Annotated in this window: 23 protein-coding genes and 2 pseudogenes; 15 read left to right on the top strand and 10 right to left on the bottom strand. The window is 70.9% G+C overall.

What is annotated here, in order from left to right:
• The first annotated feature begins 85 nt into the window (after nt 1–85).
• Nucleotides 86–1129, top strand: coding sequence for a serine hydrolase domain-containing protein (locus ACWGJB_RS07810; RefSeq protein ID WP_453379317.1), 1044 nt, complete (start codon nt 86–88; stop codon nt 1127–1129).
• Nucleotides 1130–1245: 116 nt separating this feature from the next.
• On the opposite strand, the gene ACWGJB_RS07805 is transcribed toward ACWGJB_RS07810, so the two are convergent.
• A complete protein-coding gene (locus tag ACWGJB_RS07805; protein WP_453379316.1) occupies nt 1246–2952 on the bottom strand; it encodes a glycerol-3-phosphate dehydrogenase/oxidase in 1707 nt (568 codons plus the stop codon).
• A 290-nt stretch (nt 2953–3242) separates the two neighbouring features.
• Here ACWGJB_RS07805 and ACWGJB_RS07800 point away from each other — a divergent pair, with 290 nt between their 5' ends.
• Nucleotides 3243–4451 (top strand): nucleotide sugar dehydrogenase, encoded by a 1209-nt coding sequence (locus tag ACWGJB_RS07800; protein WP_453379315.1) that lies wholly within the window; start codon nt 3243–3245, stop codon nt 4449–4451.
• A gap of 141 nt (nt 4452–4592) precedes the next feature.
• Nucleotides 4593–5207, top strand: a complete 615-nt coding sequence (locus ACWGJB_RS07795; protein WP_453379314.1) for a hypothetical protein — start codon at nt 4593–4595, stop codon at nt 5205–5207.
• 70 nt (nt 5208–5277) lie between these two features.
• Here ACWGJB_RS07795 and ACWGJB_RS07790 read toward each other — a convergent pair whose 3' ends face one another.
• From ACWGJB_RS07790 to ACWGJB_RS07775, 4 genes are all read right to left on the bottom strand, one after another.
• Nucleotides 5278–6402, bottom strand: a complete 1125-nt coding sequence (locus tag ACWGJB_RS07790; RefSeq protein WP_453379313.1) for a GuaB3 family IMP dehydrogenase-related protein — start codon at nt 6400–6402, stop codon at nt 5278–5280.
• Nucleotides 6403–6506: 104 nt separating this feature from the next.
• Nucleotides 6507–8009, bottom strand: a complete 1503-nt coding sequence (guaB, locus tag ACWGJB_RS07785; RefSeq protein WP_453379312.1) for an IMP dehydrogenase — start codon at nt 8007–8009, stop codon at nt 6507–6509.
• A gap of 152 nt (nt 8010–8161) precedes the next feature.
• Nucleotides 8162–8749 (bottom strand): sigma-70 family RNA polymerase sigma factor, encoded by a 588-nt coding sequence (locus tag ACWGJB_RS07780; RefSeq protein ID WP_351693558.1) that lies wholly within the window; start codon nt 8747–8749, stop codon nt 8162–8164.
• A gap of 277 nt (nt 8750–9026) precedes the next feature.
• Nucleotides 9027–9638 (bottom strand): response regulator transcription factor, encoded by a 612-nt coding sequence (locus ACWGJB_RS07775; protein ID WP_003948568.1) that lies wholly within the window; start codon nt 9636–9638, stop codon nt 9027–9029.
• Nucleotides 9639–10019: 381 nt separating this feature from the next.
• Between ACWGJB_RS07775 and ACWGJB_RS07770 the strand changes: the two genes are divergently transcribed.
• Nucleotides 10020–10349 carry a WhiB family transcriptional regulator gene (locus tag ACWGJB_RS07770; RefSeq protein ID WP_351693561.1) on the top strand — a complete coding sequence of 110 codons (330 nt, stop codon included), beginning with the start codon at nt 10020–10022 and terminating at the stop codon, nt 10347–10349.
• Nucleotides 10350–10421: 72 nt separating this feature from the next.
• Here ACWGJB_RS07770 and ACWGJB_RS07765 read toward each other — a convergent pair whose 3' ends face one another.
• Nucleotides 10422–11321: a LysR family transcriptional regulator gene (locus ACWGJB_RS07765; protein WP_453379311.1), complete on the bottom strand. Its 900-nt coding sequence runs from the start codon at nt 11319–11321 to the stop codon at nt 10422–10424.
• Nucleotides 11322–11400: 79 nt separating this feature from the next.
• On the opposite strand from ACWGJB_RS07765, the gene ACWGJB_RS07760 reads away from it, so the two are divergent.
• From ACWGJB_RS07760 to ACWGJB_RS07715, 10 genes and pseudogenes are all read left to right on the top strand, one after another.
• The gene (locus ACWGJB_RS07760; RefSeq protein WP_453379310.1) at nt 11401–12069 is read left to right on the top strand and encodes an MOSC domain-containing protein; all 669 of its coding nucleotides are present in this window, start codon (nt 11401–11403) and stop codon (nt 12067–12069) included.
• A gap of 97 nt (nt 12070–12166) precedes the next feature.
• On the top strand, nt 12167–12940 hold the full coding sequence (locus tag ACWGJB_RS07755) for an SDR family NAD(P)-dependent oxidoreductase (protein ID WP_453379309.1): 774 nt from the start codon (nt 12167–12169) through the stop codon (nt 12938–12940).
• 75 nt (nt 12941–13015) lie between these two features.
• The gene (locus ACWGJB_RS07750) at nt 13016–13723 is read left to right on the top strand and encodes an ester cyclase (protein WP_453379308.1); all 708 of its coding nucleotides are present in this window, start codon (nt 13016–13018) and stop codon (nt 13721–13723) included.
• A 242-nt stretch (nt 13724–13965) separates the two neighbouring features.
• Nucleotides 13966–14118, top strand: a pseudogene (locus ACWGJB_RS07745) (hypothetical protein); the annotation flags it as partial.
• The gene (locus ACWGJB_RS07740) at nt 14090–14470 is read left to right on the top strand and encodes a DUF7008 domain-containing protein (protein ID WP_453379307.1); all 381 of its coding nucleotides are present in this window, start codon (nt 14090–14092) and stop codon (nt 14468–14470) included. The pseudogene ACWGJB_RS07745 and the gene ACWGJB_RS07740, both read left to right, overlap by 29 nt.
• Before the next feature lie 48 nt (nt 14471–14518).
• A pseudogene (locus tag ACWGJB_RS07735) lies at nt 14519–14916 on the top strand (ATP-binding protein).
• Between the two features lie 248 nt (nt 14917–15164).
• Nucleotides 15165–15575: a hypothetical protein gene (locus ACWGJB_RS07730; protein ID WP_351693576.1), complete on the top strand. Its 411-nt coding sequence runs from the start codon at nt 15165–15167 to the stop codon at nt 15573–15575.
• A 59-nt stretch (nt 15576–15634) separates the two neighbouring features.
• A complete protein-coding gene (locus ACWGJB_RS07725; RefSeq protein ID WP_453379306.1) occupies nt 15635–16327 on the top strand; it encodes an ABC transporter ATP-binding protein in 693 nt (230 codons plus the stop codon).
• Nucleotides 16324–18612: an ABC transporter permease gene (locus ACWGJB_RS07720; protein ID WP_453379305.1), complete on the top strand. Its 2289-nt coding sequence runs from the start codon at nt 16324–16326 to the stop codon at nt 18610–18612. Before ACWGJB_RS07725 ends, ACWGJB_RS07720 begins: the two co-directional genes overlap by 4 nt.
• Nucleotides 18613–18735: 123 nt before the next feature.
• On the top strand, nt 18736–19236 hold the full coding sequence (locus ACWGJB_RS07715; protein WP_453379304.1) for a hypothetical protein: 501 nt from the start codon (nt 18736–18738) through the stop codon (nt 19234–19236).
• 156 nt (nt 19237–19392) lie between these two features.
• Here ACWGJB_RS07715 and groL read toward each other — a convergent pair whose 3' ends face one another.
• From groL to ACWGJB_RS07695, 4 genes are all read right to left on the bottom strand, one after another.
• Nucleotides 19393–21018 (bottom strand): chaperonin GroEL, encoded by a 1626-nt coding sequence (groL, locus tag ACWGJB_RS07710; protein WP_453379303.1) that lies wholly within the window; start codon nt 21016–21018, stop codon nt 19393–19395.
• 118 nt (nt 21019–21136) lie between these two features.
• A complete protein-coding gene (groES, locus tag ACWGJB_RS07705; RefSeq protein WP_330459340.1) occupies nt 21137–21445 on the bottom strand; it encodes a co-chaperone GroES in 309 nt (102 codons plus the stop codon).
• A gap of 244 nt (nt 21446–21689) precedes the next feature.
• The gene (locus ACWGJB_RS07700; RefSeq protein ID WP_453379302.1) at nt 21690–22493 is read right to left on the bottom strand and encodes a polysaccharide deacetylase family protein; all 804 of its coding nucleotides are present in this window, start codon (nt 22491–22493) and stop codon (nt 21690–21692) included.
• On the bottom strand, nt 22490–23377 hold the full coding sequence (locus tag ACWGJB_RS07695; RefSeq protein WP_453379301.1) for a polysaccharide deacetylase family protein: 888 nt from the start codon (nt 23375–23377) through the stop codon (nt 22490–22492). The genes ACWGJB_RS07700 and ACWGJB_RS07695 overlap by 4 nt, the downstream gene beginning before the upstream one ends.
• A gap of 90 nt (nt 23378–23467) precedes the next feature.
• On the opposite strand from ACWGJB_RS07695, the gene ACWGJB_RS07690 reads away from it, so the two are divergent.
• The gene (locus tag ACWGJB_RS07690) at nt 23468–24661 is read left to right on the top strand and encodes a class I SAM-dependent methyltransferase (protein WP_453379300.1); all 1194 of its coding nucleotides are present in this window, start codon (nt 23468–23470) and stop codon (nt 24659–24661) included.
• The last annotated feature ends 49 nt before the right edge of the window (nt 24662–24710 follow it).

Raw genomic sequence — 24710 nt, 5'->3', positions numbered from 1 at the left:
ACATCGGGGCCGGCCGACCGGAACCCCCGGTGACGATGGCGTCACGCAAGCCGGGATGATGGGCCGCGACAAGGGAGGAATCCGGATGCCTACGCTTCGGACACTGGTGGCCATACCAGTCTCTCTTGCCCTGCTGCTGGCACCCGCGGCGACCGGTTCCGCGTCCCCTGCGCAGGCCACGGACCCGCTCCTGTCACAGTTCGTCGCCAAAGGCCGGGCGCCCGCCGCGGCGCTCCTGGACCACGACGGCGACGACGTCCGCTATGCGGCCGCCGGCCCGGGCATCGCCCGCGCCGACCACTTCCGCGCCGGCAGCATCACCAAGACCTTCATCGCCACCGTCGTCCTGCAACTGGCCGCGGAACACCGGCTGTCCCTGTCCGATCCCGTGGAGCGTCATCTGCCGGGGCTGCTGCGCGGACGGGACACCGACGGGCGACGGATCACCCTGCGCGCCCTGCTCAGCCACACCAGCGGGCTCGCCGACTTCACCAAGGTCACCCGAGGGGCCGTCCCCCTGACCTCGCTTCAGGCCGTACGCATCTCGCTCACCCTCCCCTCGACCGGCCTCGGCCGCTACTCGTACTCCAGCACCGACTACGTCGTCCTCGGCATGGTCGTCCGCCGGGTCACCGGTCACTCGTACGCCACCGAGGCGCGGCGCCGCATCATCACTCCCCTCCGCCTGACGGGCACGTCCTTCCCGGGTGCCCGTGCCTCGCTGCCCGCGCCGCACGGCCGTGCCTACGCGGCCGACGGCTCCGACGTCACCGAGCTCGACCCGCGCGTGGCCGGCGCCGCGGGTGAGCTGCTGACCACGCTCGACGACCTGGACCGCTTCTACGCGGCGCTGCTGGGCGGCGAGCTGCTGCCCTCGCGCCGGCTGCGCGAGATGCTCAGCACCCGTGCCGCACATGGGGCGTACGGCCTGGGGATCTTTCCGGTGAAGCTGTCGTGCGGGACCACGGTGTGGGGGCACAAAGGCCGGATCGCGGGCAGCTATGTGCGGAGTGCTGCCTCGGTCGACGGCCGGCATGTCCTTACGTTCCGCGTGAACACGACGACGGTTGCGGACCCGGCCCTCGAACCCGCCCTGCTCACGGCCGAGTTCTGCCCTCGCAGTAGGTAGAACGGCCGAGGTTCCTGAATCCACCGGACGGCAGGCCCCACCGGACGCGAAGCCCGGCCGACCCCACCAGACACGAAGCCGCCGGACGGGAGGCCCGCCGGACCGCAGACGGAGGCCTACAGCGGCACGATGTCCGGGGCTCCCAGGCGGGCCGCGTCTGCCGTCTGGTCGTCCGGCTGGAGTTGGGACTCCCGTTCCGCCTCCACCCGCTTCTCGTAGTGCTCGACCTCCCGCTCGATCTGGTCCTTGTCCCAGCCGAGGACCGGCGCCATCAGCTCGGCGGCTTCGCGGGCGCTGCGGGTGCCGCGGTCGAAGGTCTCGATGGAGATGCGGGTGCGGCGGGTCAGGACGTCGTCGAGATGGCGGGCGCCTTCGTGGGAGGCGGCGTAGACGATCTCGGCGCGCAGATAGTCGTCGGCGGCCGAGAGCGGCTCGCCCAGGGCGGGGTCGGCGGCGATGAGGTCGAGGACCTCCTCGGCCATCGAGCCGTACCGGTTGAGGAGGTGCTCGACCCGGACGACGTGGATGCCGGTGCGGGCGGCGATCCGGGCCCGCGCGTTCCACATCGCCCGGTAGCCCTCCGCGCCGATCAGCGGGATGTCCTCGGTGACACACTCCGCGACCCGCATGTCGAGCCCGTGCACCGCCTCGTCGACGGCGTCCTTGGCCATCACCCGGTACGTCGTGTACTTGCCGCCCGCGACGACCACCAGCCCCGGCACCGGATGCGCGACCGTGTGCTCGCGCGACAGCTTGCTGGTGGCGTCGGACTCGCCGGCCAGCAGCGGGCGCAGTCCCGCGTACACGCCCTGGACGTCGTCGCGCGAGAGCGGCACCGCGAGCACCGAGTTGACGTGGTTCAGCAGGTAGTCGATGTCGGCGCTGGAGGCGGCCGGGTGGGCCTTGTCGAGGTCCCAGTCGGTGTCGGTCGTCCCGACGATCCAGTGCCGGCCCCAGGGGATGACGAACAGGACCGACTTCTCGGTGCGCAGGATCAGGCCGGTCGTGGAGTGGATGCGGTCCTTGGGGACGACCAGGTGGATGCCCTTGGAGGCACGGACGTGGAACTGGCCGCGCTCACCGACCATCGCCTGGGTGTCGTCGGTCCACACACCGGTCGCGTTGACGACCTGCTGGGCGTGGATCTCGTACTCCCCGCCGCCCTCCACGTCCTGCACCCGGGCCCCGACGACCCGCTCGCCCTCGCGCAGAAACCCGGTCACGCGCGCGCGGTTGGCCGCCTTCGCACCGTAGGACACCGCCGTGCGCACCAGGGTGGCCACATAGCGGGCGTCGTCCATCTGGGCGTCGTAGTACTGGATCGCGCCGACCAGGGCGTCCTTGCGCAGGGCGGGCGCCACGCGCAGGGCGTGACGGCGGCTCAGGTGGCGGTGGGCGGGCAGGCCCCGGCCGTGCCCGCGGGCCATCGACATCGCGTCGTAGAGCGCGACGCCCGAGCCCGCGTACAGGCGCTCCCAGCCCTGGTGCTGGAGCGGGTAGAGGAACGGCACCGGCTTGACCAGGTGCGGGGCGAGCCGCTCCAGGAGCAGGCCGCGCTCCTTGAGGGCTTCGCGGACCAGGGCGAAGTCGAGCATCTCCAGATAGCGCAGGCCGCCGTGGATCAGCTTGCTGGACCTGCTGGAGGTGCCGGAAGCCCAGTCACGAGCCTCGACGATGCCGGTGTTCAGGCCCCGGGTGGCCGCGTCCAGCGCGGTCCCCGTGCCGACCACTCCGCCGCCCACGACCAGCACGTCCAGCTCGCGCTCGGCCATGGCCGCCAAGGACTCCGCCCGCTGCTTGGGCCCCAGTGTCGCTGTCCTCACCGCTGCCTCCCGCTCTGCCGCCATGGGTCATGGCTCGTCGTCGGTCGTCGGTCGCATCGGCCACACCCGGCAGGCGGGGCCCATGCCCAAAGTCTGACCGCGTTGGCCGACTTCAGCCACCACGCGCCCCCAGCCTGTGGACAACGCTCACCGAACCCCCGGAAGACACACGTACACAATCCCACATAACGTTCATATTTACTCCTAGTCTGACATTGCGCTTCGCTCATCCTGTCCACAGGGCTTGCGCACCTGTCCCGCTTCGGTTACTGGGAAGGACGGCCCACGCCATGCCCGCAGACCTCGCCGTCATGGGACTCGGTCCCTTCGGCCTGCCCCTCGCCCAGGCCGCCGTGGCCGCCGGCATCCCGACGATCGGGTACGCCACCGGTCCCGAGGCGGGCTCGCTCAGCCCCGCCGAGCTGCGCCGGATGCTCTCGGGGGGCTTCCGGGTGGCCAAGGACCCGGCCGAACTGGGGCGGGTGCGGACGGCCGTGATCTGCGCGCCGACCCCGCGCGGCGCCGACGGTGGACCCGACCTGAGCCGGGTGGAGGCCGCGGCCCGCACCCTGGCCGAGCGGCTGCGCCCGCACACCACGGTGATCCTGGAGTCGCCGGTCCACCCGGGGACGACGGAGGACTTCCTGCGGCCCCTGCTGGAGAAGGGCTCGGGCCTGCGCGCGGGGCGCGACTTCCATCTCGCCTACTCGCCCAGCCGGGTGGATCCCGGCAGCCGCGACTTCACCCCGGCCAACACCCCCAAGGTCATCGGCGGTCTCACGCCGGCGTGCACGGAGTCCGCGGCCGCGTTCTACAGCCGGCTCACCGACAAGGTGGTACGCGCGCGTGGCCCGCGCGAAGCCGAGACCGTGCAGCTCCTGGAGACCAACTTCCGGCACGTCAACATCGCCCTCGTCAACGAGATGGCCGTCCTCTGCCACGACCTGGGCGTCGACCTGTGGGACGTCATCCGCTGCGCGGAGACCAAGCCGTTCGGTTTCCAGGCCTTCCGCCCCGGCCCCGGCATCGGCGGCCACGGGGTCGCCCAGGACCTGTCCGGCGCCGCCGGCCGCGGCCTGCGCATGGTGGAACTGGCCCAGCAGGTCAACAACCGGATGCCGGGATACGTCGTCCAGCGCGCCGCCGCCCTGCTCAACGAGCACGGCAAGTCGGCCCGCGGCGCGCGCGTGCTGCTGCTCGGCGTCACCTACAAGGCCGACCTCGCCGACCAGCAGGCCACGCCCGCCCGCGAGATCGCGATCCGGCTGATGGAACTGGGTGCCTCGGTGAGCTACCACGACCCGCACATCGCGTCCTGGAACGTCCTGGACCGCCCGGTGCCGCGCGCGGACTCCCTCTACGAGGCGGCCGCCGACGCCGATCTGACGATCCTGGTCCAGCAGCACCGGACTTACGACCTGCAAGGCCTGTCGGTGAAGGCACAGCTGCTGCTCGACACCCGCGGGGCGACACCGACGGGGGCGGCACACCGGCTCTGAGACCTGCTCCGCGGCCGCGGCGAAATCGTCAGGAGCGTTGTCACAGGCTCCTGTTAGTCTCCCCCCACTCGTCGCACAGGTGTGCGCACATCTCTTCACCTCGCTGTTCGCGCGGTGATCCACCAGGGGGGATCTTCTGTCATGAGCCAGTCACCACCGCCACCGCCACAGCCCCAGTCGCCGTCGCAGCCCCAGTCAGCGCCGCAGCTCCAGTCAGCGCCGCAGCCCCAGTCAGCGCCGCAGCTCCAGTCGCAGCCGGCCGACGGCAACCCGTTCGCCCAGCAGCAGGCTCCCGCGCCGTACGCCGCCCAGCCCGGCGCCGTACCCCCGCCTCCGGCGCCGCCCGCGCCGCCCCGGGGCAATGTCGCCCTCGGCGTGATCGGTGCCGCCGCCGCTGCCGTGGCCGCCGCCGCCCTCTACGGCATGGTCATCGGCCTCACCAAGCACGAGATCGGCTGGGCGGCCGTCGGCGTCGGCTTCGTCATAGGCCTCGCGGCCGGCAGGCTCGGCGGCCGCAACCCGCTGCTCGCCGTCGTCAGCACCGTCCTCGCGCTCGGCTCCGTCTACCTCGGCCAGCTGGTCGGCGAGGCGATGATCGGCGCCGACCAGCTCGACATGAGCTTCTCCGAGGTGTTCTTCCAGCACTTCGGTGTCGTCCAGGACGCGTGGAAGGAAACGGCCGACCCGCTGACCTTCCTCTTCTTCGCGATCGCTGGGTGGGCGGCGTTCTCGGGCGCCAGGAAGGCCGCCGCCTGACGGGCTTGCGGCACGCGAAAGGGCCGGTCACCCCAACCGGGTGTCCGGCCCTTCGCCCGACCTGCGGGACCTACCGCTTGTGCTGGCTGTCCGCCACCGTCACCTCGACGCGCTGGAACTCCTTCAGCTCGCTGTAGCCGGTCGTGGCCATCGCCCGTCGCAGCGCACCGAAGAGGTTCATCGAGCCGTCCGGGGTGTGGGACGGGCCGGTGAGGATCTCCTCGATGGTGCCGACCGTGCCGAGGTCGACCTTCTTGCCGCGCGGCAGTTCCTCGTTGACCGCCTCCATGCCCCAGTGGTGGCCCTTGCCCGGCGCGTCCGTCCCACGGGCGAGCGGGGAGCCCATCATCACCGCGTCCGCACCGCAGGCGATCGCCTTGGGGAGGTCGCCGGACCAGCCGACACCGCCGTCGGCGATCACGTGCACGTACCGGCCGCCGGACTCGTCCATGTAGTCACGGCGGGCCGCCGCCACGTCCGCGACGGCCGTGGCCATCGGGACCTGGATACCCAGCACGTTGCGCGTGGTGTGCGCGGCGCCGCCGCCGAAGCCGACGAGCACGCCGGCCGCGCCCGTGCGCATCAGGTGCAAGGCAGCGGTGTACGTGGCGCAGCCGCCGACGATGACCGGGACGTCCAGCTCGTAGATGAACTGCTTCAGGTTCAGCGGCTCGTGCGAACCCGACACGTGCTCCGCCGAGACCGTCGTACCGCGGATGACGAAGATGTCCACGCCCGCGTCCACGACGGCCTTGGAGAACTGGGCCGTGCGCTGCGGGGAGAGCGCGGCGGCCGTGACCACGCCCGAGTCGCGCACCTCCTTGATGCGCTGCCCGATCAGCTCCTCCTTGATGGGAGCCGCGTAGATCTCCTGGAGGCGGCGGGTCGCGGCGTCCGCGTCCAGCTCGGTGATCTCGTCGAGCAGCGGCTGCGGGTCCTCGTAGCGCGTCCAGAGGCCTTCGAGGTTGAGCACGCCGAGGCCGCCGAGCTCGCCGATGCGGATCGCGGTGGCCGGGGAGACGACCGAGTCCATGGGGGCGGCCAGGAACGGCAGCTCGAAGCGGTAGGCGTCGATCTGCCAGGTGATCGAGACCTCCTTCGGGTCCCGCGTACGGCGGCTGGGGACGACGGCGATGTCGTCGAAGGCGTACGCCCGGCGGCCGCGCTTGCCGCGCCCGATCTCGATCTCAGTCACGTCTGTGGCCTTTCCTCTGCGTTTCAGCGTCTTCCAGTATCGCCGACGGGTACGACAAGGGCGGCCCCGGTGTGTCCGGGGCCGCCCTGGAAAGGCCGTGGTGACTACTTGCGGCTGTAGTTCGGCGCCTCGACCGTCATCTGGATGTCGTGCGGGTGGCTCTCCTTGAGGCCCGCGGAGGTGATGCGGACGAACTTGCCCTTGGACTCCATCTCCTCGATGGTGGCGGCGCCCACGTAGCCCATGGTCTGGCGCAGTCCGCCGACGAGCTGGTGCAGCACGTTGGAGAGCGGGCCGCGGTAGGGCACCTGGCCCTCGACGCCCTCGGGCACGAGCTTGTCGTCGGTGGCCACCTCGGCCTGGAAGTACCGGTCCTTCGAGTACGACCGGCCCTGGCCTCGGGACTGCATCGCACCGAGCGATCCCATGCCGCGGTAGGACTTGAACTGCTTGCCGTTGATGAAGAGGAGCTCGCCGGGCGACTCCTCACAGCCGGCCAGCAGGCTGCCGAGCATCACGGTGTCAGCGCCGGCCGCAAGGGCCTTGCCGATGTCACCGGAGTACTGCAGACCGCCGTCGCCGATCAGCGGGATGCCGGCCGGGCGGGCCGCGAGGGAGGCCTCGTAGATGGCGGTGACCTGCGGGACGCCGATGCCGGCGACCACGCGCGTGGTGCAGATGGAGCCGGGGCCCACACCCACCTTGATGCCGTCGACGCCCGCGTCGATGAGCGCCTGGGCGCCGTCGCGGGTGGCGACGTTGCCGCCGATCACGTCGACGTCCACGCTCGACTTGATCTTCGACATCCAGCTGAGGGCGTTGCTGTTGTGGCCGTGCGAGGTGTCGACGACCAGGAAGTCCGCGCCGGCCTCGGCGAGCGCCTGGGCCCGCTCCAGGGCCTCGGGGCTGGCCCCGACGGCGGCGCCCACGAGCAGGCGGCCCTCGGCGTCCTTGGCGGCGTTCGGGTACTTCTCGGCCTTGACGAAGTCCTTGACCGTGATCAGGCCCTTGAGGACGCCCTCGTCGTCGACCAGCGGCAGCTTCTCGATCTTGTGCTTGCGCAGCAGCTCGATGGCCTCGGTGCCGGAGATGCCGACCTTGCCGGTGACCAGCGGCATCGGGGTCATGACCTCGTGCACGCGGCGCGAGCGGTCGCTCTCGAAGGCCATGTCGCGGTTGGTGACGATGCCGAGCAGCTTGCCGGCCGGGTCGGTGACGGGCACGCCGCTGATCCGGAACTTGGCACACAGGGCGTCGGCCTCGGCGAGGGTCGCCTCCGGGCGCACCGTGATGGGGTCGGTGACCATGCCGGACTCGGACCGCTTGACCAGGTCGACCTGGTTGACCTGGTCCTCGACCGACAGGTTGCGGTGCAGCACGCCGACGCCGCCGAGGCGGGCCATCGCGATCGCCATGCGGGACTCGGTCACCTTGTCCATCGCCGCGGACAGCAGCGGGATGTTGACCCGGACGTTGCGGGAGATGCGGGACGAGGTGTCGACCGCGTTCGGGAGCACCTCGGATGCACCCGGCAGCAGCAGCACGTCGTCGTAGGTAAGCCCGAGTGTCGCGAATTTTCCGGGCACTCCGTCGACGTTGGCAGTCATGACACCTTCCCCAAATGGCCTTGAACGGTGCGGATGTCCATGCTAACGGGAAGCACAGGCCCCAAATTCCACGGTACGACTCAGCTTCAGGCTTCGTATGTTCGTACGGAAATGAGCGCACGCCTGTTCATCGGGGGCGGCGAACCGTGCGGCTACTGCTCCGCCAGTGCGCGCAGCCGGCTCAGGGCCCGGTGCTGGGCGACCCGGACGGCGCCCGGTGACATTCCCAACATCTGGCCCGTCTCCTCGGCGGTGAGGCCCACCGCGATACGCAGGAGAAGGAGCTCGCGCTGGTTCTCGGGGAGGTTGGCCAGGAGTTTCTTGGCCCATTCGGCGTCGCTGCTGAGCAGCGCCCGCTCCTCGGGGCCGAGGGAGTCGTCGGGGCGTTCCGGCATCTCGTCGGAGGGGACGGCCGTGGAGCCCGGATGGCGCATCGCGGCCCGCTGCAGGTCGGCGACCTTGTGGGAGGCGATGGCGAAGACGAAGGCCTCGAAGGGACGGCCGGTGTCGCGGTAGCGGGGCAGCGCGAGGAGGACCGCCACGCAGACCTCCTGGGCCAGGTCCTCCACGAAGTGCCGGGCGTCGCCCGGCAGGCGGGACAGGCGCGTACGGCAGTAGCGCAGCGCGAGTGGGTGGACATGGGCGAGCAGGTCGTGCGTGGCCTGCTCGTCCCCGTCGACGGCGCGGTGGACGAGAGCGCCGATCGTCCCTATGGCGGTGACCGCCTCGTCGTCGCGCATCGGTCCATCGTGCCCTGCGGCCGTCGGCGGTGTGGCACCGCGTCCGTCGTTGTGCACCGAAGCGTTATGAGCAGGTGCGCCGGAGCTCATTCCTTGCGCCCTCCCCTTCCGCTCGAACGACTCGTCCCCGAGAGACTCCACACCTCAAGGATGCGGCATCGGCGCCGAAACGAGCAGCGCACCTCCGGCGCTCCGCCTTGCGGACCCCGCCCACCGTGGGGTAGGCGGGGGCGTCCGGTCGGTGCGCGATCCCGCTGCGGCGCAGTTCACCGCCCTGCTAACGGACCAGTCCCCAGCGGAAGCCGAGGGCCACCGCGTGGGCGCGGTCGGAGGCGCCGAGCTTCTTGAACAGGCGCCGGGCATGGGTCTTCACGGTGTCCTCGGAGAGGAACAGCTCCCGGCCGATCTCGGCGTTGGAGCGGCCGTGGCTCATGCCTTCCAGGACCTGGATCTCGCGCGCGGTGAGGGTGGGCGCGGCGCCCATCTCGGCCGAGCGGAGCCGGCGGGGCGCCAGCCGCCAGGTGGGGTCCGCGAGCGCCTGGGTGACGGTCGCGCGCAGCTCCGCACGCGAGGCGTCCTTGTGCAGGTAGCCGCGGGCGCCGGCGGCGACGGCCAGGGCCACCCCGTCCAGGTCCTCGGCGACCGTGAGCATGATGATGCGTGCGCCGGGGTCGGCCGACAGCAGCCGGCGCACGGTCTCGACGCCGCCCAGTCCGGGCATGCGCACGTCCATCAGGATCAGGTCGGAGCGGTCGGCGCCCCACCGGCGGAGGACTTCCTCGCCGTTGGCCGCCGTGGTCACGCGCTCGACGCCGGGCACGGTCGCCACCGCGCGGCGCAGCGCCTCTCGGGCAAGCGGGGAGTCGTCGCAGACGAGGACGGATGTCATGACCGCCCTCCGCAGCTGATGCGCGTCACCTTGAGCCTCCAGGCTGGTACGGAATCGTCACCTGTGCGGTCGACCGTCTCGGACGCCTGCCCGAGCGCTTGTTGTTTCAACCGCCTCCGCACTCTCAACGACGGTCACTCGAAAGAGTTACGGGGCTGCCTGCCGTCTTCGGCACTCTACGTGAGGGCGCGGACACGGTGCAGACATGGACGTCAGACCCTCAACTTTTCATCACATCCAATGCCCCATTTAGACCTTTTTCTTCCCGTTTCACAGTGTCTGGGGCTAGATTCGCAATGAGTCATATTTTCATCTCTCTAGACCGGAGATGTACGGTCGTTGGCACCGTATCCGCCCAGAACGGCTACAAGGGGTCACGTAATGGCAGATTTCTCCCGCCTTCCCGGACCGAACGCGGACCTGTGGGACTGGCAGCTCCTGGCTGCCTGCCGTGGGGTCGACAGCTCGCTCTTCTTCCATCCCGAGGGCGAGCGCGGGGCGGCTCGGAGTGCCCGTGAGAACTCGGCCAAGGAGGTCTGCATGAGGTGCCCGGTCCGCGCGGAGTGCGCGGCGCACGCGCTGGCGGTCCGCGAGCCGTACGGCGTCTGGGGCGGCCTGACCGAGGACGAGCGCGAAGAGCTCATGGGGAGGGCGCGCAACAGGCTGGTGTCGGCGTCGACGACCAGCGGCGACCCCCTCCCGCACACCTGAAAGAACCGACTCCCTCGCACACTCCTGAAAGAACGTTTCTTCTAACCGCTGCCGATCGGGCCGCCCGTCGCCCTAGGCCCGCTGGGCCGCCCGGCCCAGCTGTTCCAGCGTCGCCGCCACCGCCGGCACCTGCGCCAGGTCGGGCAGAGTCAGGGCGACGATCTCCCGCACCACCGCGGGTTCCAGCGCCACCGTGCGCGCGCCTCTCGGACGTACCGACTCGATCGCCAGCTGGGGCAGCACCGCGACGCCCAGACCGGCGCCGACCAGGCCGACCACGGCCGGGTAGTCGTCGGTGGCGAAGTCGATGCGGGGCGTGAAGCCCACCTTCTCGCACGCCTGGACCAGCTGTCCCCGGCAGCGCGGGCAGCCCGCGATCCAGGGCTCGTCGGCGAGTTCCCCCAGTGCGACCGACTCCGCGCGTGCGAGCCGGTGCCGTTCGGGCAGCAGACCGACCAGCCGGTCCGTCAGCAACGGCCGCACCACCAGGTCGTCCCACTCCTCGGCGCCCGCCGCGCCCTCGTAGCGGAAGGCCAGCGCGATGTCGCAGTCGCCCGCGCGCAGCAGCTCCACGGACTTCGGCGGCTCGGCCTCCTCCAGGGAGACCCGGGTGCCGGGGTGGGCCGCGCGCAGAGCGGCCAGCGCCGTCGGGACCAGGGTGGAGCTGCCGCTCGGGAAGGAGACCAGGCGGACCCGGCCGGCGCGCAGGCCGGCGATCGCGGCGACCTCCTCCTCGGCGGCGGTGAGCCCGGCGAGGATCCCGGAGGCGTGCCGCACGAGGGCCTCGCCGGCCTGGGTCAGCCGCATCTCGCGGCCGTTGCGCACCAGCAGCGGGGTGCCCACGGAGGCCTCCAGGGCCTTCATCTGCTGGCTGACGGCGGGCTGGGTGCAGCCCAGTTCGCGCCCCGCCGCCGAGAAGGAACCGGTGGTGGCGACAGCGCGCAGGACGCGCAGATGACGGGCCTCTATCACCCCTGAAGCATAAGGCGGGCTTGGACAGCGCGCCCCATAATGCGTCGACGCTTTGAGGCAGGTCCCGTACCTTCGGACCATGGAGCTTCTCTCGGTGAACCTCGGAACCCCGACGCCGTCACCCCACACGGACCAGAAGGACGGCGTGACCGGCATCGACAAGCGCCCCGTGGACGGCCCGGTGCGGGTGCAGGCGCCCGGGCCCAAGGGGGTCGCGGGCAGCGGACTGGCCGGAGACGCGGTGTGCGAGCTGCGCCACCACGGCGGCGACGACCAGGCGGTGTACGCCTACGCGCGCGAGGACCTCGACGACTGGGCGAAGGAGCTCGGCCGGCCTCTGCGGAACGGCTGTTTCGGTGAGAACCTCACGACAAACGGGCTGATCGTGTCGGATGCGCTGATCGGCGAGCGCTGGCGGATCGGTTCCGGGCTCGTACTGGAGGTCACCTCCGGGCGCATCCCGTGCCGCACTTTCCAGGGCCATCTGGGCGAGCGGGGATGGGTGAAGAGGTTCACGCGGAAGGGTGCCTCCGGTGCCTACCTCCGGGTGATCGAACCGGGTGAGATCCGGGCCGGGGACCCGATCGAGATCGTGCACCGGCCGGCCCACGGGGTGACGGCGGCGATGGAGTTCCGCGCGACCACCACCGAGCGGGAGCTGCTGCCGCGGATCCTCGCGGCGGGCGAGGCGCTGCACCCGGAGGCGCTGGCACTGGCCCGGAAGTACGTGGCCGCGCGGCAGGACTGAACGGCCGTCACTCCCGGGTCGTTCACCGGCGCTTCACCCTTCGGGAGAGCTGGTGCGCACAGCGGACGCCGTCAGTCCGGGTAACTACCCTTGGGCCATGACAACGGCTCTGATTACGGGATCGACCGCGGGGATCGGTGCCGCGTTCGCGCGGCGGCTGGCGGCGGACGGGCACAACCTCGTCCTGGTGGCGCGGGACACCAAACGGCTGCGCGAGCAGGCGACCGAGCTGCACGACCGGCACGGCATCGAGGCGGAGGTACTCACCGCCGACCTCGCCGAGGACACCGGCATCGAGTCGGTCGCCGGCCGTCTCGGCGACCGCAGGAACCCGGTCGACCTGCTGATCAACAACGCGGGCTTCGGCAACAAGGGCCGCTATCTGGACGTCTCGATGGCCGACGAGCTGAAGATGCTCAAGGTGCACTGCGAGGCGGTGCTGCGGCTGACCTCGGCGGCGGCCGAGGCGATGCGGGAGCGCGGGCGCGGCGGTGTCGTCAACGTGGCCTCGGTGGCGGCCTTCGTGCCCCGGGGCACCTACGGGGCCTCGAAGGCGTGGGTCGTCCAGTTCACCCAGGGCGCGGCGCGCGACCTGGCGGGGACCGGTGTCCGTCTGATGGCGCTGGCGCCCGGTTTCGTGCGCACCGAGTTCCACCAGCGGGCCGGGATGGGCACGGACAACATCCCGGACTGGATGTGGCTGGACGCCGACAAGCTGGTCGAGGCGGCCCTCGCCGACCTCTCGCGCGGCAAGACGCTGTCGATCCCGGACCCCCGGTACAAGGTGCTGACCGGTCTGGCGAAGGTGGCCCCGCGCGGGCTGCTGGGCGGCATCTCCTCGAAGACGGGACGCAAGTACGGGCCGCAGTGACGGCTGCGGTGCCGCTTCCCCCGGTGCGAAAATGGGCGTGACGGTACCGGACCCAGGGGGGCCGGAGGCGGCGGCATGACGTTCGTACAGCTCATCGAGTGCAGGACCAACCGGCCGGCCGAGATGGACCGGCTGATGGACAGGTGGGTCACGCAGGCCAAAGGGAAGCGGACGGCGACGCACGCGGTGGTCGGCAAGGACCGCTCCGACGCGTCGCACGTCGTCGAGATCGTGGAGTTCCCGTCGTACGAGGAGGCGATGCGGAACTCGAACCGGCCGGAGACCGACCAGGTCCTCAACGAGATCCTGGCGCTCTGCGACGGGATGCCGACGTTCACGGATCTGGATGTGGTCCGCGACGAGCGGTGGTACGCCGAGACCGCGCGGCGGTTCTTCGAGACGATCGCCGCGCCCGGCCCGCTGGTTCCGCTGGACGGCCTGATCACCGAGGACTACCACGACCACGAGCCGGTCGAGGGCCAGGACACCATCGGCATGGACGCGATGCGGCGCAAGCTGGAGATGTGGCGGGGGGCCTTCGACTTCTCGTTCCTCGTCGAGGACCAGATCGCCCAGGGCGACCGGGTGTGCACCAGGTGGCTCTGGACGGGTGTGCAGAAGGCGGCGTTCATGGGGGTGCCGAACACCGGTCGGCAGGTCACCATGGCCGGGACGACGATCCACCGCTTCGACGCCGACGGGAAGATGGCCGAGGGCTGGTTGCAGTACGACCGGCTCGGGCTGATGGAACGGCTCGGAGCGCTGGACGCGGTGCAGAACTGAAGTGACGGCGGCCGTGAAGTAGTACGACCGGCGAAGTGGTACGACAGTAGGAAGTACCCGCGAGGGGCGAAGCCCCCGTTCCCGGCGGACGACCCGGAACGGGGGCTTCTTCTGCCGCTGGTCTCCGAGCAGGAGCAACAGCACCCAGCGCCGTTGGTCCACCGAGTCCTGGGAGAAGCGGGAAGCCGCCGCGCTGCGGAACTGGCTGCTCGACACTGCCGAGCGCGAAGACCTCTGGTTTCGTGGACCGGGACGGGTTCACCGTGCCTCAGCCGCTCACCGTCAACCAGCTCGCCGACGCCCTGCGCCACCACAAGGACATCCAGGCCGTCGCCGAGTTGTACGCCGCCGATCAGCTCGGCAAGCGTGACGCCTCCCTCGTCACCGTCCTGGCCGCGGTCATCGAGGCCGAGCACGTGCCCTACCTCGCCGCTCTCCGCTACAAGGACACCGGGCCTGCGCAAGCGCGCCCAGTGGGAGCAGGTCTGGGAGCAGCAGCGCGAGGAGGACCGGATCGGGCAGCGTCTCGACATCAAGGTGCCACCGAAGTACACCGGCGCCGACTTCCTCCAGGAGGTGCCGCCCCCACCCCCGCCCGTCCCGGACCGCACGCCTCCACGTGCCCCGGAGCTGCAGACCCCCGGCGTCGGCGTCTCCGCACGCCTGGCCGTCCTGCGCGAGTGCGAGGGCAGTGGGTCCCGACAGCCCCACAAAGTGCCGGCCCACCCCTACAGAAGCCCTCTGTAAGGCCATCATCGCTGGTCACAGCCATCCCGGAGACGGGATCTTCGCGCCATGACGACCACCTTCGCCCTCCGCTTCTCCGCCACCCCGCGCGGCGCCCGTCTGGCCCGGCGGCTCGCCTCGCACCAGATGGACGCCTGGGGCCGGACCTACGGCAGCCGGTCCACGACACCGTCGAGCTGATCGTCGCCGAGCTGGCCGCGAACGCCGTCAGCCACGGCCGGGTGCCCGGCCGGGACGCCGAGCTGCGGCTGAGCCTCGAGGCCGGGCAGGTGCGGGTGGAGGTGAGTGACACGCGCGGCGACCGGCTTCCCGTGGCGCGCGACGGGGGCGGCTGCGAGGAGGGCGGTCGGGGGCTCGCCCTCGTCGCCTCACTGACCAAGGAGTGGGGCACCACCCCACGCCCCGGCGCTCCGGGCAAGACCGTCTGGGCGGTCGTGACCGGTTGAGCGGCGGCATCAAGTTCCGGTCCGCTCGACACTGACGATTCGTCACCATCCCTCAGAAAAGGCTCAGCTGACGACCAAGCACAAGTCAAGCAAAGGCCATGCAAGAGCAAAGTCCACCACCCGGAAACACTCTCGAAAGTGGACAGAATTGAATTGACCATGCCATTCACCTCCCGTTCATGACTGCTAGGTTCACGACGGCTCCGGACCTGACCATCCGGGACCTTGCACAACAACGGGAGGAAAACATGCGCAAGTTGGCAGTCGGCGCAATAGCCGCAGGCCTGTTCGCCGTCAGCGCGGGGACGGCGGCAGCCGTTTCATGGCACACCATTCCGACGCTGTCCACCGGCGGCGGTTCGTTCACCAGTGGCCAGTACGCCTTCTGGCCGTCGAACCAGAACCACGGCGCCTTCGAGTGGGCGGGCAACCTGAACGACACCGACAACGGTGACGGCCACAACGTCTACATGCAGGTCCGCGTCGAGGGTTACGACTGGAGCCGCTACAACGGCAAGCAGAAGCACAGCGTCCCGCTCGACAAGCTGAACTGGGACGGCGCCGCTCTGCACACCGACGACGCCTACATCCGCGTCTGCCGTGACAAGGGCTCGCTCAACCCTGACAACTGCTCGTCGACGAAGCACTACCAGAGGTAGGCAGCGCTTCGGCAGGACCGCGGGCCCAGGGGCACATCCCCCTGGGCCCGCACGCTTCTTTGGGGGAAGCCATCAGCACGTCAGACATCATCTCGGCCGTCGGAGTCGACCTCTCCTACGGCAACCACCAGGCCGTCCGCGACGCCCACCTCTCGGTCGCCCCGGGTGAGGTCGTGGCCATCACAGGGCAGAGCGGCTCCGGAAAGTCCTCGTTGCTCTACTGCCTCGCCGGCGTCCTGCCGACCACACGTGGTCAGGTGCGCTTCGAAGGGCGCTCACTCGGTGACCTCTCGGACGACGAGATCAGCGCCCTGCGCCGGGAACGTTTCGGGTTCGTCTTCCAGTACGGCGAACTGCTGCCGGAACTGACCATCGAGGAGAACACCGCACTGCCGCTGCGCCTGAGCGGACAGCGCAAGCGGCCCGCTCTCGCCAGAGCGGGCGAAGTGCTGGAACGGCTCGGCCTCGGCGAGCTGCGTGAACGCCGGCCCTCACAGGTCTCAGGAGGGCAGAGCCAGCGCGTCGCGGTGGCGCGCGCCCTGGTCCACCGGCCCGCGGTCGTGTTCGCGGACGAGCCGACGGGCTCCCTGGACAGCGCCAACGCCTCGGCCGTACTGAAGGAGTTCCTCGGGCTGGCCCGCTCACAGGGCACCGCCGTCCTTCTGGTGACGCATGATCACGGGGTGGCCGCACAGGCCGACACCCGTTACACGATGGCGGACGGGGTGCTCACGCCGCGAGGTGCGGCGTGACGGAATTCCTGCTCGGTCTGCGACTCCTCTTCGGCGCGGGGCGAGGCAACCGCACACGCTTCTTCCTGATGGCGGCCGGCGGCTCCATCGGTGTCTGCTGCCTGGCCCTCGTGCTCACCGTTCCGGCGATCCTGCACGCCCACGACGGCCGGGCCGCGGCACGACAGCCCGTCACCTCCGCCAAGGGACCGGCCGACGGCACGCTCGTCGTCCAGCGCTCCGACGCCTACGGGTCCAGGCCGTTCACCCGCGTGTTCATCGCCAGGGGCACCGAGGGAACACGGTCGGCCCCACCCGGTCTGACCCGGCTCCCCGGCCCCGGCGAGGTGTTCGTCTCGCCGCGCGTCCATCACCTCCTGCGTGAGGCACCCGCCGTCAAGGGGCTGCTGCCGGGACGGGAGAAGGGAACCATCGCGGGGGCCGGGCTCGCGCACCCGGACGAGCTGTACGCGTACATCGGCACCACGCGCGGCCGGATCGCCCACGAGGGCCGGACCCTGAAGGGGTTCGGTTACGACTACGCCCCGTCCCCCGCTGTGGAACCGTCCACGCTGACGGACGTGCGGTTCGCTCTGGCCACCCTGGTTCTGCTGCCCCTGGGGATCTTCCTCACCGTCTGTGCGCGTCTGTCCGCCGCCAGCCGCATGCGGCGCCTGGCGGCGCTGCGCCTGCTCGGCCTCAGCGTCAAGGGCACCCAGCGCGTGAACGCAGCGGAGACCGTGATGGCCGCAGTGCTCGGCGCGTTGCTCGGCCTGGGTGAGTACTGGGTTCTCAACCAGGTGATGTCCAGGACGGGGCTGCCCGCGCTGCGGTGGTATCCGGACGACGGTGCCCTGTCCGCGACCACCGTCGCCGTGTGCCTGATCGGCTGCCCGGCGCTGGCCTGGTTCGTCGGCCGCAAGAGCGCGCGAGAGGCCGCCGCCAACCCGCTGGCGGTACGCCGCACCGCGCTCCCGCGACCGCCGTCCAAGTGGGGCGGTCTCCTCCTGATCGCCGGTATGGGCATCGTGTCCGGCTTCTGCGTCAGCGGTGTGCTCGGGCACCCCGCGTCGAGTGTGGGCGTGAACGCGCTGCTCGTGGTCGGCGGCGTCGTGCTGACCGGAGTCGGGCTCGTGCTCACGCTCCCGTTGATCTCGTACGTTCTCGCCCGCCGCGTGGCGGCGTCCACCCAGTCCCTCACGCTCAACCTGGCGATGCGGCGCAACGAGGCCGAGCCCGGAAGCACGATGAGGGTCGTCACCGGTCTCGTGCTCCTCGTCTACGCCGCCTCGCTCGCCCAGGGTGTTCTCATCCAGCTGGAACAGGTCAGCCGGCCGTCCGGACCCGTGCAGGACTACTCCCTCTCCCTGTCCGCTCTGACTCCGGACCGGCAGAGGGAACTCGGCGGCCTCGCCGGTGTGCGCACCCACGCCGTCATGATGAACTCCTGGGTCGACCTCGAGAGGAAGAGCCCCGAGGACGCGTTCGCATCGTCGGCCACCGCCCTGATCGCCACCTGCGCGCAGCTGGACCGCATGGTCCAGCGCTCCCAGGGCTGCGTGGACGGCAAGGTGATGAGGCTCGTCGACCCCAACTCCAGCGTCGGATCCGGCGTGAAGCCGGGCACGCCCTTCCGGTTCCGCCTCTCGGGGAGCGGGACCGGGCACCTGGACATCGGCTTCCCCACCGACGGGATCGTCTACAGCGGGTACTCCGCGTCCGCCGTGGGCAACGCCGTGCTCCTCGTCCCGCCGTCGGCACTGCCCTCACACGCCCGGCCCCGTGACGCCGAGCTCGTGCTCACCAGCAGCTCGGAGCCGGGCCAGGTCCGCAAGGTCCTCGACGGCATCGGTGCGATCGCTCCGATCGCCGAGGTGGAGCTGGTCGGACTGAACGTCCAGGGACTCGAACAGATATCGGTCGTCGAAACCCTGCTGGCCCTCGGCATGATCATGGGGCTCGTCATCGGCGTGGCCGCGTTCCTGGTGTCCGTGACCGACCGCGCGGTCGAACGCCGTGCGCAGGTCACCGCCGTCACCCTGATCGGTGCCCGGGCGCGGACCATGCGGGCCGTGCAGTGCCTCCAGGTGGTGCTGCCGCTCGGTCTCGGTCTTGCCCTGGCGGCCGTCACCGGGAAGCTCGCCGAATCCAGCTACCTGATCACCGGTGGCGGGGCGATCCGCTGGGATGTCGCCGGCATCCCCCTGCTGTCCGTGGCGGTGGCGGGAGTGGTGGCGGCCGCGGCAGCGGGCTCACTGCCGTTGGCCGGCCGCCGGATCGATCCGGAGCTGATCCGCCGCGACTGACCGGTCGGCTCGCTATGGCGAAAGGGGCTGCCCGAAGCCGGCCCTCGGCTTCGGGCAGCCCCTCGGAGCCGAGCGAGGAGTCCGGCCGAAGCGGACCGGCGAGCCGCACACCGTCCATCCGGAGTGCGGTCGTTCACTCTGGCCCGTGCCACTCGTGAGGTCCTCCTCGGCAGCGGTCCTCCGGTGCTGCTCACTCGTCGAGCGGAGGCGGGACTCGCCGAGGCCCGGGAAACATACATCGACGTGGTTCACCCCGCCGGCACGGTCATCACCCGTCGGAGCGACGGGGACGTGCGCTGGTGGACCTGGGCCGGCCACCGGGCGAACGCCACGCTTGCCGCGTCCCTTTCCTCCGTAGGTCAGCGACACCGGCTCGTCGACGACCGCTTCATCCGGCTTCGGGACGATCTGAACCCCCAGTCGTGGCGGGCAGCGGTAGCGGATGCGGGGGCAGGCCTGACACTGCCCGAGGTGGACGCTGCTGCCGTGCGTGGCCTGAAGTTCGCGGAGGCACTGCCGCAGCGGCTTGCTCAGGCCACTCTCGCCGCGCGGATGGCGGACAAAGAGGGGGCACTGGCCGCGCTCGCGGAGCCCGTCCGGTTCCTGGTGTGGCAGGACAGCTGACGGCGGACGCGGCGCTCGCCGGCGTCCGGATCACCGCCCATCGACACACGGGGTGCCAACACCCGGACGCGCCCGGCAGTCCGGTGGGAGCACTGTGCCCCGCCGCAGAGCGGCGGGGCACAGCAACCTACTGCTCACCGGCTTTGCCGGCCTGCCTCAGTGGGAGTGACCGTGGGAGTGGCCACCGGCGGCCGGCTCCTCCTCTTCCTTCTTCTCGACGACCAGGGTCTCGGTCGTCAGAAGCAGGGAGGCGATGGAGGCCGCGTTCTCCAGGGCGGAGCGGGTGACCTTGACCGGGTCGATGACGCCGGCCTTGACCAGGTCGCCGTACTCGCCGGTGGCGGCGTTGAAGCCCTGGCCCTTCTCGAGCTCGGCGACCTTGGAGGTGATGACGTAGCCCTCCAGGCCGGCGTTCTCGGCGATCCAGCGCAGCGGCTCGACGACCGCGCGGCGGACCACGGCGACACCGGTGGCCTCGTCGCCGGTCTTGCCCAGGCCGCCCTCCAGCACCTTGGCGGCGTGGACGAGCGCGGAGCCACCACCGGAGACGATGCCCTCCTCGACCGCGGCGCGGGTCGCGGAGATGGCGTCCTCCAGACGGTGCTTCTTCTCCTTCAGCTCCACCTCGGTGGCGGCGCCGACCTTGATCACGCACACGCCGCCGGCCAGCTTCGCGAGGCGCTCCTGGAGCTTCTCGCGGTCCCAGTCGGAGTCGGTGTTCTCGATCTCGGCCTTGATCTGGGCGACGCGGCCGGTGACCGCACCGGACTCACCGGCGCCGTCGACGACCGTGGTGTCGTCCTTGGTGACCGTGACACGGCGGGCGGAGCCCAGCACGTCCAGGCCGACCTGGTCGAGCTTGAGGCCGACCTCCTCGGAGATGACCGTGGCGCCGGTGAGGATCGCCAGGTCCTCCAGCATCGCCTTGCGGCGGTCGCCGAAGCCGGGGGCCTTGACCGCGACCGCGTTGAAGGTGCCGCGGATCTTGTTGACGACGAGGGTGGAGAGCGCCTCGCCCTCGACGTCCTCGGCGATGATCAGCAGCGGGCGGGAGGCGTTGCTCTGGATGATCTTCTCGAGCAGCGGGAGCAGGTCCGCGATGGAGGAGACCTTGCCCTGGTTGATGAGGATGTAGGGGTCCTCCAGGACGGCCTCCATGCGCTCCTGGTCCGTCACGAAGTACGGCGACAGGTAGCCCTTGTCGAAGGCCATGCCCTCGGTGAAGTCCAGCTCCAGACCGAAGGTGTTGGACTCCTCGACGGTGATGACACCGTCCTTGCCGACCTTGTCCATCGCCTCGGCGATGAGCTCGCCGACCTGCTGGTCCTGGGCGGACAGCGCGGCGACGGCGGCGATGTCGGCCTTGTCGTCGATCGGACGGGCGGAGGAGAGCAGCTCCTCGGAGACAGCGGCGACGGCGGCGTCGATGCCCTTCTTCAGGGCGGCCGGGGAGGCGCCGGCGGCGACGTTCTTCAGGCCCTCGCGGACGAGCGCCTGGGCCAGCACGGTGGCGGTGGTCGTACCGTCACCCGCGATGTCGTTGGTCTTGGTCGCCACCTCCTTCACCAGCTGGGCGCCGAGGTTCTCGTACGGGTCGTCGAGCTCGACCTCGCGGGCGATGGTGACGCCGTCGTTGGTGATGGTGGGGGCGCCGAACTTCTTGTCGATGACGACGTTGCGGCCCTTGGGGCCGATCGTCACCTTGACGGTGTCGGCAAGCTTGTTGACGCCGCGCTCGAGGGCGCGACGGGCGTCCTCGTCGAACTTCAGGATCTTCGCCATGGGAGCGGTTCAGCCCTCTCGGAAAGCGTGGGTGAAACGAACCGCGCCCCCGACGCCCGGCTTCATAAGGTCGCGGGGGCCAGGGGCGCAGCTCAAAGCAGAATGTGCTTCGGGTGAACTACTTCTCGATGATCGCGAGCACGTCGCGAGCCGAGAGGACGAGGTACTCGTCGCCGTTGTACTTCACCTCGGTGCCGCCGTACTTGCTGTACAGCACGATGTCGCCGACCTTGACGTCGAGCGGCAGGCGCTCGCCGTTCTCGAAACGGCCCGGGCCCACGGCGAGGACAGCACCCTCCTGGGGCTTCTCCTTCGCGGTGTCCGGGATGACCAGGCCAGAGGCGGTGGTCTGCTCGGCGTCGAGCGGCTGGACCACAATGCGGTCCTCGAGCGGCTTGATGGCAACCTTGGAGCTGGTGGTCGTCACGATCCGACCTCCCCCTTCGGAGATCTCACGGGGTTAACTGTCTGAGGTGGCGACCAGGTGGATCCGTCGTCGCGGGTGCCGGACCTGCCCGTCGCGTTGTTGGCACTCTCATCTGCCGAGTGCCAGAGCCGAGACTATGACCGCGATTAGCACTCGGTCAAGCGGAGTGCCAATTGCCTGCGGCGCGGCGCCGAAAAAATGGTGGCCGGGGCCGCGGTGACCGCCCCTGGGGCTGCCGCCGGTCCTACAGGTAATCCTCCAGCCGCCCCACCGTCAGGCCGTTCTCCTGGACCCGGCGGAGCAGGCGTGTCGTGCGTTCGCGCAGTGTCAGGCCCGTGGCCTCGTCCGGGCCGACCAGGACGATGTCGCCGGGGCGCAACCGCTTCTCACCACGGCGGTACGCGATGCCGTCGGCCGTCATCGCCGCGCGCCACAGGACCACCGCCGCCACCCCGCAGTCGGCCGCCGCGCGCAGGGTGGTGGTGTCGTACGTGCCGTAGGGCGGGCGGAAGAGGCGGGGGCGGACGCCGAAGCGGGACCTCAGCTTCTCCTGCTGGCCGCAGATCTCGGCGCGCTGGCCGGCGTAGGGCAGGCCGGGCATGGCCGGATGGTCGAGGGTGTGGTTCTGGACGCTCGCGCCGACCTCCTGGAGGCGGGCGAAGTGGCCGTAGCCGGGGCCGACCACGCTGTCCGTGAGGAACATGCTCACCGGGAGCCGCAGTTCGCGGACCATGTCCACGAACCGGGGGTCCTTCTCGGCACCGTCGTCGTAGGTGAGGAAGACGACCTTGTCGGCGGTGGTGACGTGGTCGACGACCGGGGGGAGGCTCGTATGGAGGGCGAGCGGGTGGAGCGGGGGGTGCGGCGCCGGGAGCAGGGGCGCGGCCAGGCCCCAGCGGCGGTACGGCTGTTCGCCGGCCGGGCCGTGCGGCCGCACCCGGTCGGCCGCCTTCTTGCCCAGCCGTTCGATCGGGTCGACGGACTGGGCGCAGCCCGCCAGGAGGAGGGCGGCGGTCAGCAGCGCGGCCGTCGCCCTCGGCCGGCTCACAGGTAGTCCTCCAGGCGCGCCACCGCATAGCCCTCGCGGGTGACCTTGTTCAGAAAGCGGCGCATGTCGTCGATCATCGTGCCGTCCCAGTCGTCCGTGCCCCGGAAGTGCGTGAGCACGATGTCACCGGGGTGCAGGCCGCGGTCCCACTCGCGGTACTCCCAGTGGTCGACGAACACCTCCTCGTCCCAGATCGGCGCGTACTTGATGCCGCAGGACTTGGCGGCGCGCAGGGTGTCGCCGTTGTAGTTGCCGTAGGGCGGCCGGAAGACCGTCGGCGCCTTGCCGAACTGCTTCTTCATGATCGCCTGCATGCCGCAGATCTCGTCCCTCTGCTGCTCGTAGGACAGGCCGGGCAGATAGGGGTGGGTCAGGGTGTGGTTGTTGAGGGTGTGGCCCTCGGACTGCATCGTGCGGAAGTAGCCGTAGTCGTCCTTGACAAGGTAGTTGCTGAGGAACGCGGTGTAGGGGATCCGCAGGTCGTTCATCATCCGGAGGAACCGCGGGTCCTTGTTCGAGCCGTCGTCGATGGTCAGGAAGACGACCTTCCGCTTGGTCGGGATCGTGGTGAAGACCGGGGGCAGGTCGTCCTCCTCCTGCCCGTCCACCTCGAAGCCGTCACGCGCGGTGATCCTCGGCTTCACCTTCGGCGGGGCCGGGGGCCGCAGCGGGACCGCGTCCAGGCCCCAGCGCCTGGCGGCGGCGACCAGGGCGGCGTGGGAGTCGGGGGCGGGCGCCGCCCGGGGCGGCTGCTGGCCGGCGGCGGGACGGGCGGTGGAGCCGGTGTCCGGCCCCGCGCAGCCGGACATCAGGGCGGCCACGGCCAGCAGGCCCACTGTGCCCACCTTCAACCCTTTTTTGTCATTTTGTACGACTACTCGCATGGCGTCGGATCCTTCCAGGCCCTCCCCCGGAACCGGCGCCGACACCGCCGCCGGAGGCGAACCATCCACCGACTGGCCGACAATGAGCCGGTGAACGACCTCCTCGCCCCCCTCCTCTCCCCCGAGGGCCGCGCCCTCCTCGCCGAGGTGCGCGGCACCGCGCCCGCCGACGAACTCGCCGTGGCCACCCGGCTGCGCCGCGAGCACCCCGCCGAGCTGGTGTCGGCGGCACTCGCCCAGGCCCGGCTGCGGCAGCGGGCGGCGGCGAAGTTCGGGGAGGCGGACGCGGGCCGCATGTTCTTCACGCCGAACGGGGTCGAGCAGTCGACGCGGGCGAGCGTCGCCTCGTACCGGGCGCAGCGGCTGACGGCGCTCGGGGTGACCTCGGTCGCCGACCTGTGCTGCGGGATCGGGGGCGACGCGATCGCGCTCGCGCGGGCCGGGATCCGGGTGCTCGCGGTGGACCGGGACCCGGCGACGGCGGCCGCGGCGCGGGCGAACGCCGACGCGCTGGGGCTGGCCGGCCTGATCGAGGTCCGGGAGGCGGACGTCACGGAGGTGGACACGGCCGGCTACGACGCCGTGTTCGTCGACCCGGCCCGGCGCGGCGGCCGCGGCCGCATCTTCGACCCGGAGGCCTACTCGCCACCCCTGTCCTGGGCGATCGAGGCGGCCCGCGGTGCCTCGCACACCGCCGCGCTGAAGATCGCCCCCGGCATCCCGCACGAGGCGGTCCCGGCGGACGCCGAGGCGGAGTGGATCTCGGACGCGGGCGACGTGAAGGAGGCCGTGCTGTGGTTCGGGACGGCGCCCGGAGCGGTCCGCGCCACCCTGCTGCCCGGCCCGCGCACGCTGCTCGGCCGGGGCCTGCCCGATCCTCAGGTCCGTCCCGTGGGGCGGTACCTGTACGAGCCCGACGGCGCCGTCATCCGCGCCCATCTGGTCGCCGAGGTGGCCGAGGAGCTGGACGGCGGGCTCGTCGACCCGACGATCGCGTACATCACCGCCGACGCACTGCGTGCCACCGCCTGGGCGACGCCGTACGAGATCACCGACCGGCTCCCCTTCAACGTCAAGAAGCTGAAGGCACTGCTGCGGGAGCGCGAGGTCGGCACGCTGACCGTGAAGAAGCGCGGCTCGGCCGTGGAGCCGGAGGAGCTGCGCAGGAAGGTCAAGCCGCAGGGACCGAACGCGGCGACGGTGTTCCTGACCCGGGTGGCGGGGGGGGGGCCCCCCCGGGCCCCCCCCCCCCCGCCGGCGGCGACAGGGGCCGGGGCGGCCTGAAAGGCCGCGGGTTCGGCTGGGGCGAGCGCGCGGTCAACGCCCCGGCGGA

This window comes from Streptomyces sp. NPDC054813, from assembly GCF_053611365.1.
The sequence above is the reverse complement of the archived record's forward strand: the minus strand, read 5'-3'. Positions and strand labels throughout refer to the sequence as shown.

Excerpts from the sequence above, each read along its gene's own strand:
- guaB (WP_453379312.1), bottom strand. The coding sequence starts at position 8,009 with ATGACTGCCAACGTCGACGGAGTGCCCGGAAAATTCGCGACACTCGGG.
- ACWGJB_RS07810 (WP_453379317.1), top strand. The coding sequence starts at position 86 with ATGCCTACGCTTCGGACACTGGTGGCCATACCAGTCTCTCTTGCCCTG.
- ACWGJB_RS07770 (WP_351693561.1), top strand. The coding sequence starts at position 10,020 with ATGGCAGATTTCTCCCGCCTTCCCGGACCGAACGCGGACCTGTGGGAC.
- ACWGJB_RS07800 (WP_453379315.1), top strand. The coding sequence starts at position 3,243 with ATGCCCGCAGACCTCGCCGTCATGGGACTCGGTCCCTTCGGCCTGCCC.
- ACWGJB_RS07695 (WP_453379301.1), bottom strand. The coding sequence starts at position 23,377 with ATGCGAGTAGTCGTACAAAATGACAAAAAAGGGTTGAAGGTGGGCACA.
- ACWGJB_RS07750 (WP_453379308.1), top strand. The coding sequence starts at position 13,016 with ATGACGTTCGTACAGCTCATCGAGTGCAGGACCAACCGGCCGGCCGAG.
- ACWGJB_RS07775 (WP_003948568.1), bottom strand. The coding sequence starts at position 9,638 with ATGACATCCGTCCTCGTCTGCGACGACTCCCCGCTTGCCCGAGAGGCG.
- groL (WP_453379303.1), bottom strand. The coding sequence starts at position 21,018 with ATGGCGAAGATCCTGAAGTTCGACGAGGACGCCCGTCGCGCCCTCGAG.
- ACWGJB_RS07795 (WP_453379314.1), top strand. The coding sequence starts at position 4,593 with ATGAGCCAGTCACCACCGCCACCGCCACAGCCCCAGTCGCCGTCGCAG.
- ACWGJB_RS07760 (WP_453379310.1), top strand. The coding sequence starts at position 11,401 with ATGGAGCTTCTCTCGGTGAACCTCGGAACCCCGACGCCGTCACCCCAC.
- ACWGJB_RS07755 (WP_453379309.1), top strand. The coding sequence starts at position 12,167 with ATGACAACGGCTCTGATTACGGGATCGACCGCGGGGATCGGTGCCGCG.
- ACWGJB_RS07730 (WP_351693576.1), top strand. The coding sequence starts at position 15,165 with ATGCGCAAGTTGGCAGTCGGCGCAATAGCCGCAGGCCTGTTCGCCGTC.
- ACWGJB_RS07780 (WP_351693558.1), bottom strand. The coding sequence starts at position 8,749 with ATGCGCGACGACGAGGCGGTCACCGCCATAGGGACGATCGGCGCTCTC.